Annotated in this window: 15 protein-coding genes and 1 tRNA gene; 12 read left to right on the forward strand and 4 right to left on the reverse strand. The window is 71.8% G+C overall.

Going from position 1 to position 12,635, the window contains the following annotated elements; translation table 11 throughout:
* Positions 1-146 precede the first annotated feature (146 nt).
* Entirely contained in the window at positions 147-782 is a 636-nt protein-coding gene (gene upp / locus ACZ4NT_RS13185; RefSeq protein ID WP_121406311.1) for a uracil phosphoribosyltransferase, read from the reverse strand.
* 138 nt (positions 783-920) lie between these two features.
* Here upp and ACZ4NT_RS13190 point away from each other — a divergent pair, with 138 nt between their 5' ends.
* The 9 genes from ACZ4NT_RS13190 (at position 921) to ACZ4NT_RS13230 (ending at position 6,462) form a co-directional block, all read left to right on the forward strand.
* Positions 921-1,103 (forward strand): hypothetical protein, encoded by a 183-nt coding sequence (locus ACZ4NT_RS13190; protein WP_121404885.1) that lies wholly within the window; start codon positions 921-923, stop codon positions 1,101-1,103.
* Positions 1,104-1,374: 271 nt separating this feature from the next.
* Positions 1,375-1,917 carry a tRNA adenosine deaminase-associated protein gene (locus ACZ4NT_RS13195; protein ID WP_121404886.1) on the forward strand — a complete coding sequence of 181 codons (543 nt, stop codon included), beginning with the start codon at positions 1,375-1,377 and terminating at the stop codon, positions 1,915-1,917.
* A 69-nt stretch (positions 1,918-1,986) separates the two neighbouring features.
* The gene (gene tadA / locus ACZ4NT_RS13200; protein ID WP_121406312.1) at positions 1,987-2,418 is read left to right on the forward strand and encodes a tRNA adenosine(34) deaminase TadA; all 432 of its coding nucleotides are present in this window, start codon (positions 1,987-1,989) and stop codon (positions 2,416-2,418) included.
* 62 nt (positions 2,419-2,480) lie between these two features.
* Positions 2,481-2,565: transfer RNA gene (locus tag ACZ4NT_RS13205), tRNA-Ser, on the forward strand.
* Between the two features lie 177 nt (positions 2,566-2,742).
* A complete protein-coding gene (locus tag ACZ4NT_RS13210) occupies positions 2,743-2,922 on the forward strand; it encodes a hypothetical protein (protein WP_121404887.1) in 180 nt (59 codons plus the stop codon).
* A 78-nt stretch (positions 2,923-3,000) separates the two neighbouring features.
* Positions 3,001-3,294, forward strand: coding sequence for a Dabb family protein (locus tag ACZ4NT_RS13215; protein WP_121404888.1), 294 nt, complete (start codon positions 3,001-3,003; stop codon positions 3,292-3,294).
* Positions 3,295-3,495: 201 nt separating this feature from the next.
* Positions 3,496-4,476, forward strand: coding sequence for an RNA polymerase sigma factor SigF (locus ACZ4NT_RS13220; protein WP_467725234.1), 981 nt, complete (start codon positions 3,496-3,498; stop codon positions 4,474-4,476).
* Between the two features lie 244 nt (positions 4,477-4,720).
* Entirely contained in the window at positions 4,721-5,638 is a 918-nt protein-coding gene (locus ACZ4NT_RS13225; RefSeq protein WP_121404890.1) for an RNA polymerase sigma factor SigF, read from the forward strand.
* 581 nt (positions 5,639-6,219) lie between these two features.
* Positions 6,220-6,462 (forward strand): hypothetical protein, encoded by a 243-nt coding sequence (locus ACZ4NT_RS13230; protein ID WP_467725236.1) that lies wholly within the window; start codon positions 6,220-6,222, stop codon positions 6,460-6,462.
* A gap of 25 nt (positions 6,463-6,487) precedes the next feature.
* On the opposite strand, the gene ACZ4NT_RS13235 is transcribed toward ACZ4NT_RS13230, so the two are convergent.
* Positions 6,488-6,682: a hypothetical protein gene (locus ACZ4NT_RS13235; RefSeq protein WP_121404892.1), complete on the reverse strand. Its 195-nt coding sequence runs from the start codon at positions 6,680-6,682 to the stop codon at positions 6,488-6,490.
* A gap of 335 nt (positions 6,683-7,017) precedes the next feature.
* Here ACZ4NT_RS13235 and ACZ4NT_RS13240 point away from each other — a divergent pair, with 335 nt between their 5' ends.
* The 3 genes from ACZ4NT_RS13240 to ACZ4NT_RS13250 all read left to right on the forward strand — a co-directional run bounded on the left by ACZ4NT_RS13240 (position 7,018) and on the right by ACZ4NT_RS13250 (position 11,015).
* Positions 7,018-7,521 (forward strand): MarR family transcriptional regulator, encoded by a 504-nt coding sequence (locus ACZ4NT_RS13240; RefSeq protein ID WP_121404893.1) that lies wholly within the window; start codon positions 7,018-7,020, stop codon positions 7,519-7,521.
* 91 nt (positions 7,522-7,612) lie between these two features.
* Positions 7,613-10,072 (forward strand): MFS transporter, encoded by a 2,460-nt coding sequence (locus ACZ4NT_RS13245; protein WP_467725492.1) that lies wholly within the window; start codon positions 7,613-7,615, stop codon positions 10,070-10,072.
* 121 nt (positions 10,073-10,193) lie between these two features.
* Positions 10,194-11,015: a YceI family protein gene (locus ACZ4NT_RS13250; RefSeq protein ID WP_121404895.1), complete on the forward strand. Its 822-nt coding sequence runs from the start codon at positions 10,194-10,196 to the stop codon at positions 11,013-11,015.
* Positions 11,016-11,113: 98 nt separating this feature from the next.
* On the opposite strand, the gene ACZ4NT_RS13255 is transcribed toward ACZ4NT_RS13250, so the two are convergent.
* Both ACZ4NT_RS13255 and ACZ4NT_RS13260 read right to left on the reverse strand, forming a co-directional pair.
* Positions 11,114-11,878 carry a GAF and ANTAR domain-containing protein gene (locus ACZ4NT_RS13255; RefSeq protein WP_121404896.1) on the reverse strand — a complete coding sequence of 255 codons (765 nt, stop codon included), beginning with the start codon at positions 11,876-11,878 and terminating at the stop codon, positions 11,114-11,116.
* Positions 11,879-11,906: 28 nt separating this feature from the next.
* Positions 11,907-12,632, reverse strand: a complete 726-nt coding sequence (locus tag ACZ4NT_RS13260; protein ID WP_121404897.1) for a GAF and ANTAR domain-containing protein — start codon at positions 12,630-12,632, stop codon at positions 11,907-11,909.
* Between the last annotated feature and the right edge of the window lie 3 nt (positions 12,633-12,635).

Consider the following 12,635-nt stretch of genomic DNA (forward strand, 5'->3'; position numbering starts at 1 on the left):
CGCGACACGAGAGGGAGAAGGCGAGCAAGGGACTGGCCGTCCGGGCGAGACCCGACCCACCCCCCTCAACACGGAAGAAGCCCCCCCCCACCCCCCCCCCCCCCCCGCCCCCCGGTCCCGGGCTGCGCCCGGGGAATCCTGGACCGCTACTCCGCGGCGCCGTACATCCGGTCGCCCGCGTCCCCGAGTCCTGGGACGATGTAGCCGTGCTCGTTGAGCCGCTCGTCGACCGAGGCCGTGACGACGGTGACGGGCGTGCCGGCCAGGTCGCGCTCCATGACCTCGACGCCCTCGGGGGCGGCGAGCAGGACCACGGCCGTGACGTCGTCGGCGCCCCGCTTGATGAGCTCCTGGATGGCCGCGACGAGCGTGCCGCCGGTCGCCAGCATCGGGTCCAGGACGTACACCTGCCGCCCGGAGAGGTCGTCCGGCATCCGGGTCGCGTACGTGGACGCCTGGAGCGTCTCCTCGTCGCGCACCATGCCGAGGAAACCCACCTCGGCGGTCGGCAGCAGCCGCACCATGCCGTCGAGCATGCCGAGGCCGGCCCGCAGGATCGGCACGACCAGCGGGCGCGGGTGGGAGAGCTTGACGCCGGTGGTGGAGGCGACGGGAGTCACGATGTCGACCTGCTCCGTGCGCACGTCCCGGGTGGCCTCGTAGGCGAGCAGGGTGACCAGCTCGTCGGCGAGCCGCCGGAAGGTCGGGGAGTCGGTGCGGCGGTCGCGCAGCGTGGTGAGCTTATGGGCGACCAGGGGGTGGTCGACGACGTGGAGACGCATGTCCACCACAGTAGCCGGGCTTTCCCCGCCCACCACCGCCCCGTCCGACGCCGTGACCGGCCCGGCTTCATCCCACGGCTGGCATCAAACGGGCCATCGGAGGGAAAGTGGGAGGGACGTACCTGGGGTGGTGTGCCTATGCCGGAGCGGAACGACGACTCCCTGGAGCAGCGGGAGACGGAGGCCGAGCGCCGCAGACGCCGCGCCCAGTTCCTGCGGGAACTGACCGAGGCGCGCGAGCTGCGCGACCGGGTCCAGCCGCGCCGCGCCAAGGCGGCCCGGCTGCGCCACGCCATGCGCATGCGCACGTTCCGCTGGTAGCCGGGCCCCTCCCGCGCCCGTCGCGCCGCCGTCCGGGTCCGGCCGCCCGCCCGCCGCAACCGGCGGTGGCGCGCCTCCGCGGGACCTCCCGCCGCGTACGATCCCGCTGGTAGCGATCAAAAGAGGCGGACACAGCAGGGCGAAGACGTCCCCTGGACGCTCTCTTTCTGCCACGATTCCGAGTGGGTGGGGCTCACATCAGCGTTCCCGCCCACAGCCTCCGCCGGGGGGACCCCCAACCGGCACGCCTATGACCAGTGGGAGAGTCACGGTGTACTTCGCCGCACTGCTCGCGCGCACCGAAGACGGGTGGGAAGCGAGCGACACAGAGCTCGACGATGTGGAGACCCTGTCGGATTTCACCGACCTGGCCCGCGAGGCCTCGGTCGACGACGACACGGTCCTCCTCCTCATCGAGCAGGAGGACGGATGGTTCGGGGTCGTCCGCGTGGACGGCGAGGAGGACCCTCGTATCTACGTCTCGGACGCCGCCGCAGCATCCCGCAGTTCGTACGGCGAGATCCTGCTCACCGACGAACTTCTCGGAAGGGATCCCGGTGACGACGACGTCCCCGACCTGGACTCCCTCGACCTCGACGGCACGGAAGACGGTGAGGGAGCAGACTCCGACGACGACGAACAAGAGACCGGCGCGTCCGGCGAGGCCGTGCCGCACAGCCCGGTGGGGGACCGCGAGGTCCTCTCCGACCTGGGCGTCAGCGAGAAGGAGCTGCTCACCCTCCACGCGGGCGACGCGCTCAACACGATCGCCGAGGCGCTGGGGGCCGCGGAGGTCCTGGAGACCGTCCGTTAGGTTCCCCCGGTGAGCAGTACAGAGGAGACCTCCCCGCCCGACCCCGTACGCGACCCCTGGCGGTCCGCGATGCGGCTCGCCCTGGAGCAGGCCCGGCGGGCCGTCGGGGGCGGGGACGTCCCCGTCGGCGCCGTCGTGCTGTCCGCGGACGGCACGACGGTGCTCGCGTCCGGGCACAACGAGCGCGAGCTCACCGGCGATCCGACGGCGCACGCCGAGGTCCTCGCGCTCCGCAGGGCCGCGGCGCGGACCGGAGAGTGGCGGCTGACCGGGTGCACGCTCGTCGTCACCCTGGAGCCGTGCACGATGTGCGCGGGCGCGCTCGTGCAGTCCCGGGTGGACCGGGTCGTCTACGGCGCGCGCGACGAGAAGGCGGGCGCCGCGGGCTCCGTGTGGGACGTCGTACGGGACCGGCGGCTCAACCACCGTCCCGAGGTGATCGAGGGTGTCCTCGCCGCCGAGAGCGCGCGCCTGCTGACGGTTTTCTTCCGGGACCGCTGATCACGGGGAAGCCGCCGAAACGGATTTCTGACCACGGCCCACCTTGGGGTAGGGTCTCCCTCGGTAGCGTGTCCGAGCGGCCGAAGGAGCTCGCCTCGAAAGCGAGTGTGGCGCAAGTCACCGAGGGTTCAAATCCCTCCGCTACCGCTTGTGAAGGGCCCCGTCGCGAGACGGGGCCCTTCGTGCTTTGCCCGGTTCCCGGGGGCGAGGTGAGGGGCTGGTGGACACGTGATCTTCTCCGGGTGTCCGAACACCTGGTCGGGATACACTCACCGCCGGCAACAGGGGGCCCACCGGGGCACAGCAGGCACAGGGGAGGCCGCGGTGGCGGTGAATTCGAAGAAGATCGCCGTCTACGTGCTCGTGGTCTTCGCGCTCTACGTGATCATCACCGACCCGGCCAAGGCCGCGGACTACGTCCAGATAGGGTTCGAGGGCATATCGAATGCCGCCCAGGCCGTCGGCGACTTCATGACGTGGGTCGCCAACGGAGCCCAGGACTAGTTCCTCCGCGCGGTTCAGCCGCGCCGGCCCCGGCGTCCGCGGCCGGGCGGCCCGCCCGCCGCACCCCCGGGAGCACCCGTGATCCGCCATCTGGTCCTCTTCAAGCTCAACGAGGGCGTCCAGCGCGACGACCCCCGGGTCGTCGCCGGGGTCGCCGCCTTCCGGGCGCTCGGCGGGCAGATCCCGGAGCTCGCCTTCTGGGAGTGCGACTGGAACATCACCGACCGGCCCATCGCGTACGACTTCGCGATCAACTCGGCCGTGGAGGACACCGATGCGCTCAAGCGCTACCTGGAGCACCCCGCGCACCAGGCGGGCGTGGCGCTGTGGCGGGAGTTCGCCACGTGGGTGATCGCCGACTACCCGTTCTGAGAGCGCGCCGCCCCCACCCGGAGCCCCTCGCCACGACCGGCGAGGGGCCTTTTGCGTCCTATGTACCCAACTGACCATCAACACGGTGTTATGCGGTGCTTGCACACAGTGCACATGTCTTGTGATGCTATGACCGCTTTTGACGGATGAGTTGACGGAGACGTCGACGGATCGTTGACGAATGAAGAGGTGGCGTTGACCGTGTCGGCCAGTACTGCGCCACCCCAGGAGGAAGCCCCCGACCAGACCCGGGTCCAGGGCCTCCCCCAGGCCCCGGCCTCCGCTCCCGCCCGGCCGTCCGCCCCCGCCCTGCCCTCCGCGCCCGCACCCGCACCCGCTTCCGTCCCGGCCGCTCCGTCCCCCGCTCCCGCCCAGCCGCCCGCCGCCGAGGAGCAGCCCGCTCCCGCGCCGGAGAAGCGCCGCGGAGCCGACACCCGGGCCCTGACGCAGGTGCTCTTCGGGCAGCTCAAGCACTTGGAGCCGGGCAGCCCCGAGCACGGACGGGTGCGCGGGGCGCTGATCGAGGCGAACCTGCCGCTCGTCCGGTACGCGGCCGCCCGCTTCCGCTCCCGCAACGAGCCGATGGAGGACGTCGTCCAGGTCGGCACCATCGGCCTGATCAACGCCATCGACCGCTTCGACCCCGACCGGGGCGTGCAGTTCCCGACCTTCGCCATGCCGACCGTCGTCGGGGAGATCAAGCGGTACTTCCGGGACAACGTGCGCACCGTCCACGTCCCCCGCCGGCTGCACGAGCTCTGGGTGCAGGTGAACAGCGCCACCGAGGACCTGACGACCGCCTTCGGGCGGTCGCCGACCACCGCCGAGATCGCCGAGCGGCTGCGGATCTCCGAGGAGGAGGTCCTGTCCTGCATCGAGGCCGGGCGCTCGTACCACGCGACCTCGCTGGAGGCCGCCCAGGAAGGTGACGGACTGCCCGGGCTGCTGGACCGGCTCGGCTACGAGGACCCGGCGCTGGACGGAGTCGAACACCGCGATCTCGTGCGTCACCTTCTCGTACAGCTGCCCGAACGGGAGCAGCGGATTCTGCTGCTGCGCTATTACAGCAATCTGACGCAGTCACAGATCAGCGCCGAACTGGGTGTCTCCCAGATGCATGTGTCAAGGCTTCTCGCGCGCAGTTTCGCGCGTCTGCGATCCGCAAACAGGATCGAGGCGTAACCGCTGGGAGCGAATCGCTCAGCGGGCTTTTTTCCGACGGTTCTGCACTGATAAACCGTCAGACCCCCTCTTTCCAGGGCCGATTCACCCTTCCCATGTCGACATGTCACTACAGCGTGTTGCCGACATGTGACATTCTGCCGGAAGCGCGTTTGCCGCGGCCCCGCCGCCGGTATTCAGGTGGAGGCTGCGTTCCTCCGACGGGAGCGTCCGCCGCGACCGTCCGCGACCCAAAGGGGGTGGCATGTCCGCAGACCAGGGCAGCTCGAAGGTGCTCACGCTCACCAAGAGCGACTCGGCGCCCGACGTGCTTCACGACGTCCCGGCCCTTCCGGACCAGGAAGCCGTCCCGGCCCTCCCGGACCAGGAAGCCGCCGTCCCGGCCCTTCCTGCCTCGGGAGCCATCGACACCCGCACCCTGTCCCGCTCCCTGTTCCTGCGGCTGGCCGCACTCGACGAGAACAGCCCCGAGCGCGCCTACGTACGCGACACCCTCATCGAGCTGAACCTCCCGCTCGTCCGGTACGCGGCCGCGCGCTTCCGTTCGCGCAACGAGCCGATGGAGGACATCGTCCAGGTCGGCACCATCGGCCTGATCAAGGCGATCGACCGCTTCGACTGCGAACGCGGCGTCGAGTTCCCGACGTTCGCGATGCCGACGGTCGTCGGCGAGATCAAACGCTTCTTCCGCGACACCTCCTGGTCGGTGCGGGTCCCGCGCCGCCTGCAGGAGCTGCGGCTGGCCCTCACCAAGGCCAGCGACGAGCTCTCGCAGAAGCTGGACCGCTCGCCGACCGTCGCCGAACTGGCCGTGGTCCTCGGCGTGTCCGAGGAGGACGTGGTCGACGGCCTGGCCGTCGGCAACGCGTACACGGCCTCCTCGCTGGACTCCCCGGCCCCCGAGGACGACGGCGGCGAGGGCTCCCTCGCCGACCGCCTCGGCTACGAGGACCCCTCCCTGGAGGGCGTCGAGTACCGCGAGTCCCTCAAGCCGCTGCTGGCCAAGCTGCCGCCCCGCGAGCGCCGCATCATCATGCTGCGCTTCTTCGCGAACATGACGCAGTCGCAGATCGGCGAGGAGGTCGGCATCTCGCAGATGCACGTCTCCCGGCTGCTCACGCGGACCCTCGCCCAGCTGCGCGAGGGGCTCATCTCCGACTGACTCTTCAGAATTGACGATCCGTCAGCCACACTGGCGCGATGCGTCGAGAGTCGATACGCGGCCGTCGAGGTGCCCTGGTGGGCGCCTCGGCGGCCGTCGTCTGTCTGGGAAGCGCGCTGGCGGCGTGCGGCAGCGGGGGCGGCGAGGGGTACGTCGCGGTCGGTCCGGCCGGCGGGGGCCCGCGCGCGTCCGGGGCGGTGGCCCCCACCGGTGACGTGACGCTGGCGCCGCTGGACGGGGGAGGTCGTGCGTCCGGAGCCGACGGGGGTGCGGGCCCCGAAGCGGCTCGTGGCTCCGGCAGGGCGCGAGCGGAGGGTTCCGGGGGCCCTCGGACGGACGGCTCGGAGGCTGCGCGGGCGGGTGACCCGGGAACCGACTCCGCTGCGGCCGGGCCCGGTAGGGGCGGCGGGCCGACGGCGGAGCCGGGCACCGCGAACCCTCAGGACACTCCCGGCGGCACCGGCGGCGGTTCCGGGGAGGGCGGGGCGAGCGGCGCCCCGGCGAGTCCCTCAACGGGACCCGCCGTGCTCACCGCCGGCGAGCCACGGCGGGCGGCGGCCGACCGGAGGTGGTGCGAGAAGGTGACGGTCCCCTTCCGCAACACCGGCGGTACGGCGGTGCGTTCGGGCACGGTGACCTTCGGGACGCACATCGTCGGGGGGCTCGGGATCGACTGGGCGACGATCGAGTCGACCGAGGACGTGCCGGCCCCGATCGCGGCCGGCGCCACGAAGGAAGGGACCTGGACGGTGTGCGTCGACGCGTGGCGCGTACCGCTGGGCATGCACGTCGAGACGCGGGACGTGTCCGTCCGCTGGAGGTAGCCCGCCCCCGGGGGCGGGCCGCCGGTTACGAGAGCGCCAGCCAGGCCACGGCTGCGACGACCACCACGGCGGCGACGACGCCGAGGATCAGGCCGATGCGGGGGCCCGACTGGGCCGCCTGCTGCGGTCGGGCCTGGGGGCCCTCGTCGACGAAAGCCCGGAACATCTGGGTGCTACCCGCGGGGTCGTAGTTGCCCTCGGGGCCCTGGGTGTTTGCCATGGCCCTGGACCCTAGCGAATGCGCGGGGTCAGCCCAAGTGCCGGGTTCCCCCGGCGTCCTCCGGCACGGTTCCGGCCGGGTTCCGGTGGTGCCTTTCCTCCCGGGTCGTGACCCCTTTCCGCGCTCGCGGCGGGGCGGCGTCCGGGAGCACCGCTGCCGGGGGCCGGGCGGGCCCGAAGCGGGGCAGCACCCCTCCGAACCCCCTCTGACCTGCAGGTTTACAGTCGCCAATGCTTGCCTTTGCCAAGTTTTTAGGGCGACTGGTCCCGATTTCGTTTGCCTGTGGCAACCAACTGTCTCTATGGTTGCCCTAAGCAACGAATACGGGAGGTGCGATGGCCGAGCGGGCGCAGTACGAGGAACTGGCTCGTCAGCTCAGCGCCATCGGTGCCGTGAAGAGGGACATGGGGCGGATCCTGCCGCACGACTGCCCGGCGGGTTCCGCCGCCGTGCTGACGCTGCTCGGCCGGCACGGCGACATGCGGATGAGCAGGCTCGCCGAGCTGCTCTCCGTGGACATGTCGGTGACCAGCCGCCACGTCGCCCATGTCGCGGACCGGGGGTGGATCGAGAGGTCCCCCGACCCGGCCGACAAGCGCTCGCGCATCCTGCACCTCACCGCCGCGGGGCAGGAGCAGCTCGACGAGCTCTCCCAGCGCTCGTCCCAGCTCCTCGCCGACCGGCTGAGCGACTGGTCCGACGACGAGGTCGGCCTGCTCATCGCCCTCATGGCCCGGCTGCGGGAGAGCTTCGGCGACTGCCGTGCCGCCGCGCCGCACCGGCCGCCGGCGCCCCCGCACTCGTACGCGACGGAACCGACCACCCGTACACCCGCATAAACGTAAGAGAAGGAAGCCCATGGCAACGACCACACCAGCCGGTGTGCGGGCTCACGCCAAGCACGGAGGTGGGTCCTCCGACGGCGCTCCGATGACGCACCGGCAGATCATGGAGGCGCTCTCCGGGCTGCTGCTCGGCATGTTCGTCGCGATCCTGTCGTCGACGATCGTCTCCAACGCCCTTCCCGAGATCATCGGGGACCTGGGCGGCGGCCAGTCGGCCTACACCTGGGTCGTCACCGCCGCACTGCTGGCCATGACGGCGACCACCCCGCTGTGGGGCAAGCTGTCCGACCTGTTCAGCAAGAAGGCGCTCGTCCAGACAGCGCTGATCATCTATGTGGCCGGTTCGGTCGTGGCCGGCCTCTCGCAGAACTCCGGCATGCTCATCGCCTGCCGTGTGGTGCAGGGCATCGGCGTCGGCGGCCTGTCCGCCCTGGCGCAGATCGTGATGGCCGCGATGATCTCCCCGCGCGAGCGGGGCCGTTACTCCGGCTACCTCGGTGCGACCTTCGCCGTCGCGACCGTCGGCGGGCCGCTGCTCGGCGGTGTCATCACGGACACCTCCTGGCTCGGCTGGCGCTGGTGCTTCTACGTCGGTGTGCCCTTCGCGATCATCGCGCTGATCGTGCTGCAGAAGACCCTGAAGCTCCCGGTCGTGAAGCGGGACGTCAAGGTCGACTGGAGCGGCGCCTTCTTCATCTCCGCCGCCGTCTCCCTGCTGCTCCTGTGGGTCACCTTCGCCGGTGACAAGTACGACTGGATGTCGTGGCAGACCGGCGCGATGGTCGGCGGTTCGATCGTCCTCGGGCTGCTCTTCGTGCTCGTCGAGTCGAAGGCCGCCGAGCCGATCATCCCGCTGCGGCTGTTCCGCAACCGCACCATCACCCTCGCCTCCCTCGCCTCGCTCTTCGTGGGTGTCGCGATGTTCACCGGCACGGTCTTCTTCAGCCAGTACTTCCAGCTGGCCCGCGACAAGTCCCCGACGATGTCGGGCGTGATGACCATTCCGATGATCGGCGGTCTGTTCGTCTCGTCCACCGTCTCCGGCCAGATCATCACCAAGACCGGCAAGTGGAAGGGCTGGCTCGTCAGCGGCGGCGTCCTGGTCACCGCGGGGCTCGGCCTGCTCGGCACGATCCGCTACGACACGACGTACTGGCACATCGCGATCTTCATGGCCCTGATGGGTCTGGGCATCGGCATGATGATGCAGAACCTGGTGCTCTGCACGCAGAACCAGGTGGCGCCGTCCGACCTCGGCTCCGCCAGCTCCACCGTGACCTTCTTCCGGTCCCTCGGCGGTGCCATGGGCGTCTCCGCGCTCGGCGCGGTCATGTCCACCCGCATCACCGACTACGTCAAGGACGGCCTGGCCGACCTCGACCCGAAGTACGCGGCCGCCGCCGGCGGTTCGGGCTCCGGCAGCATCCCGGACATGGACGCCCTGCCCGCTCCGCTGCGCACCGTGATGGAGAGCGCGTACGGCCACGGCATCGCCGACGTCTTCCTGATCGCCTCCGCCATGGCACTGGTCGCCTTCCTGATCACGCTGTTCATCAAGGAGGTTCCGCTGCGGACCTCCGGCGGCATGGCGCAGGCCACCGCCGAGGCGGCCGCGGACGCGGGGATCCCCGAGGCGGCCGAGGCCTTCGAGTCGGGCGGTACCGCCGGTTCCGGCGAGGAGAAGGTGCCCAGCCTGGTCGGCACGTCCGCCGAGACGGGTCCGGACGCGACCCGGCGGTCGGCCGCGGCCGGCGCGGCGACGGCGGCCGGACCGGTGTCCGGCGGCGGCATCCCGGTGCGCGGCCACGTCCGGGGCGCCGAGAGCGCTCCCGTGCCGCGGGCCGCGGTGACGCTGATCTCGCTCGCGGGACGGCAGCTGGGCCGGTCGGTCGCGCAGGCCGACGGCGCCTATGCCGTCGACGCGCCGGGCACGGGCTCGTACGTCCTGATCGCCTCCGCCGACGGCTTCCAGCCGCAGGCCTCGACGATCGTCGTCAACGGCGAGCCGCTCGCCTACGACATCCTGCTGAGCGGCACGAGCGGGCTGAGCGGTGTGGTGCGGGGCGCCGAGTCCGGGACCGCGGTCAGGGACGCCATGGTCATCGTGACCGACGTACGCGGCGACGTGCTGGCCACCGGAACCACCGGCGAGCAGGGCGAGTTCACCTTCGCCGAGCTGGTCCCCGGTTCCGTGACCGTCGCGGTGAACGCCGCCGGGCACCGGCCGACGGCCCTGCCCGTGGAGGTCGGCGGCACCGGTGTCACCCGGGTCGAGGTCGAGCTCAGCGCGGGCGCGCAGGTCCAGGGGGTCGTCCGGGCACCGGGCGGGCCGCTGGCCGACGCCCGGGTGACGCTGGTCGACGGGGCCGGCAACGTGGTCGGCACGGCGCGGACCGGCGCCGACGGGGCGTACGCCTTCACCGACCTGGACAGCGGCGAGTACACCGTCATCGCGACGGGCTACCCGCCGGTCGCCACCTCGCTGACCGTGAACGGCCGCGGTGCCGAGGGGCACGACATCGAACTCTCCCACCCGGGCGAGTAGTTCGGCTCCGGCCCGTGGGGCGCACTCCGAGCGGAGGTGTGCCCCACGGGCCGGTCTCTTTTTCGACCGGTCCGACCGGTTCCGCCGGTCCGGACAGCCTGGCTTGCAAGGAGAAAACGGGATGGGACTGACCGCAAGGATTCGCACGCGGGACGGATGGGCCGTGTCGCACGCGGTCGTCACGGTGACCGACACGACCGGCACGCAGGTGGTGCGGGCCGAGGCCGACGGCGAAGGAGCCGTGCGCGACACGACCGTGCTGGCGCCCGGCGCCTACACCGTGATCGTCACCGCGGTCGGGTACGCCCCGGCGGCGTCCAGCGCCATCGTCACGGCGAGCGGCCGGGCCGAGATCGGGAACGTGGTCCTCGCCCGGCAGGGCGGCACCGAGCTGCCCCCGCCGGGGCCCTGGACCATCGACCCGGCGCACTCCTCGGTGGGCGCTGTCGCCCAGCACCTGGGCATCTCCAGCGTGCACGGCCGGTTCACGGAGTTCTCCGGCCTGATCGAGATCGCTCCGGACGAGGTCGCGAAGTCCCGGGTGGAGGCGGTGATCTCCGCGGCCTCCATCGACACGGGCAATGCCATGCGCGACGGGCACCTCAAGTCGCCGGACTTCCTGGACGTGGCGGCGTACCCCCACCTCACCTTCCGCTCGACGGGCCTGAGCCCTGCCGGGGCCGACCGCTGGACGGTGCACGGCGAGCTGACCATGCACGGCGTCGTACGCCCCGTCGACCTGGACCTCGCCTACCTCGGCACCGGCGCCGACCCCTGGGGCGGCACGCGCGCCGCGTTCCGCGCCACCGCCGAACTGCGCCGCGAGGACTTCGCGATGAACTACAACCAGGTGCTCCAGGCGGGCATCTCCGCCATCGGCACCACCCTCAGGGTGGAGCTGGACATCCAGGCGGTCCAGGGCGACTCGCTGCCGTCCGCCTGACTGCACCTCACCCGCCGTTCCCGCGACCCCGTTTGCTGCCCCGGCCGACAGCGCAGGTCCCCGGGGGGCGACACGACGCTCCCGGACCGTCGGCTTCCTCAGCCGCCGGTCCGGGAGCCGTCCGGCGCCCCGCCGTCGCGGGCCGGGGCGGAACGCGCCACCCGGGCGACCAGGTCCCCGCACAGGTCCCTGAGCTTGACGTTCGAGTCCTGCGAGGCGCGGCGGAGCATGTCGAGCGCCACCCGGGCGTCGCAGCGCTCCTTCGCCATGAGGATGCCGACCGCCTGGTCGATCACGCTGCGGGAGAGCAGCGCGGTCCGCACGTCCACCGCGGAGGTCCGCTCGCGCTCGATGCGCAGGGCGGCGTTGATGGCCTCCGAGGCGCGCGCCGCGAACATCCGGGCGGTCCCGCGCCGGTCGCGGAAGGCGTCCTCCGTCACCGCGTAGAAGTTCAGCGCCGCGTCCGTCTCCCCGTCGACCGACAGGGGGACCGCCAGCACCGAACGGACGCCCTGCGAGAGCGCGTACGCGGTGTACGCGGGCCAGCGGCTCTCCTCCGTCAGATCCGGGGAGTGCTGTTCGGTGTCCGCCTCCGCCGCCCTGACGCAGGGCCCGTCGCCGTTCTCGTACTGCCGCTGGTCCAGGCCGCTCGGCAGGCCGTTCGTGCCCGCGAGGGTGAGCAGCCGCCCGTCCCTCCGCACGGTGATGCTGCAGGCCGCCGCGCCCTCCACGGCGAGCACCGCGCGCTCGGTGAGGTCCTTGAGCAGGGTGTCGAGGCCGCCGCCCTGCGCCAGCGCCTCGTGCAGCGTGCCGGCGTCCGGTACGGCCCGAGGTGTCCGGAGTGGATCGGCTGGGGGTCTCATACCGGACGGGTATCCCGTCGGCACCCGCTCACGCCTGGTCCCGTGCCTCCACGATCCGCCCGGCCAGGTCGCGCAGCTTCACGTTCTCGCGCTGCGAGGTCCGCACCAGGCTGTCGAACGCCTCCGCCGCGTCGATGTCCAGGCGTTCCATGAGGATGCCCGTCGCCTGCCCGATCAGGTCGCGGGTGCGCATGGCCTCCGTCAACTGCTCGCGTACGGTGGCCGACTCCAGGGCGATGCTGACCTGTGCGGTGAGGAGCCGGCCGATCCGGGTGGCCGAGTCGTCGAAGGCGCGGGGCTTGCGCGCATAGGCGGTGAGCACGGTGACCCGGCGGCGGTCGGCGCGCAGGCGCAGGGAGAGCACCGAGCGCAGCCCCAGGCTGGACAGGGCGAGTTCGCCGTCGTCGTCGGCGGCGCTGTCCTCGATGCCGGCGACCGGCGCGCTCCACAGCCCGTTCCAGTACGCCTCGTGCTCCCGGCCCGCGTCGAGTGCGTCGGCGGAGCGCACCACGTCGTCGGTCCAGGCGAGGGTCTGGCGGTGCGCGGTGCGCTCGATGACGGAGACACCCGCGTGCTCGGCGCCGGGCAGCAGATGGACGGCGAGGCGGGCCGCGGTGCGCAGGGTGCCGTTCGCCGTGGATGTCTCGTGCAGCTGCTGAGCGGCCACCGTCAGAGCCTCGGCCAGCTCGAAACCCACCGGAAAATGGGGCAATTCAGAAAAGTCGGACGCAGCCACCACGAACCTCTTCGGCATGCA

The organism is Streptomyces sp. NPDC026417 (assembly GCF_055567695.1).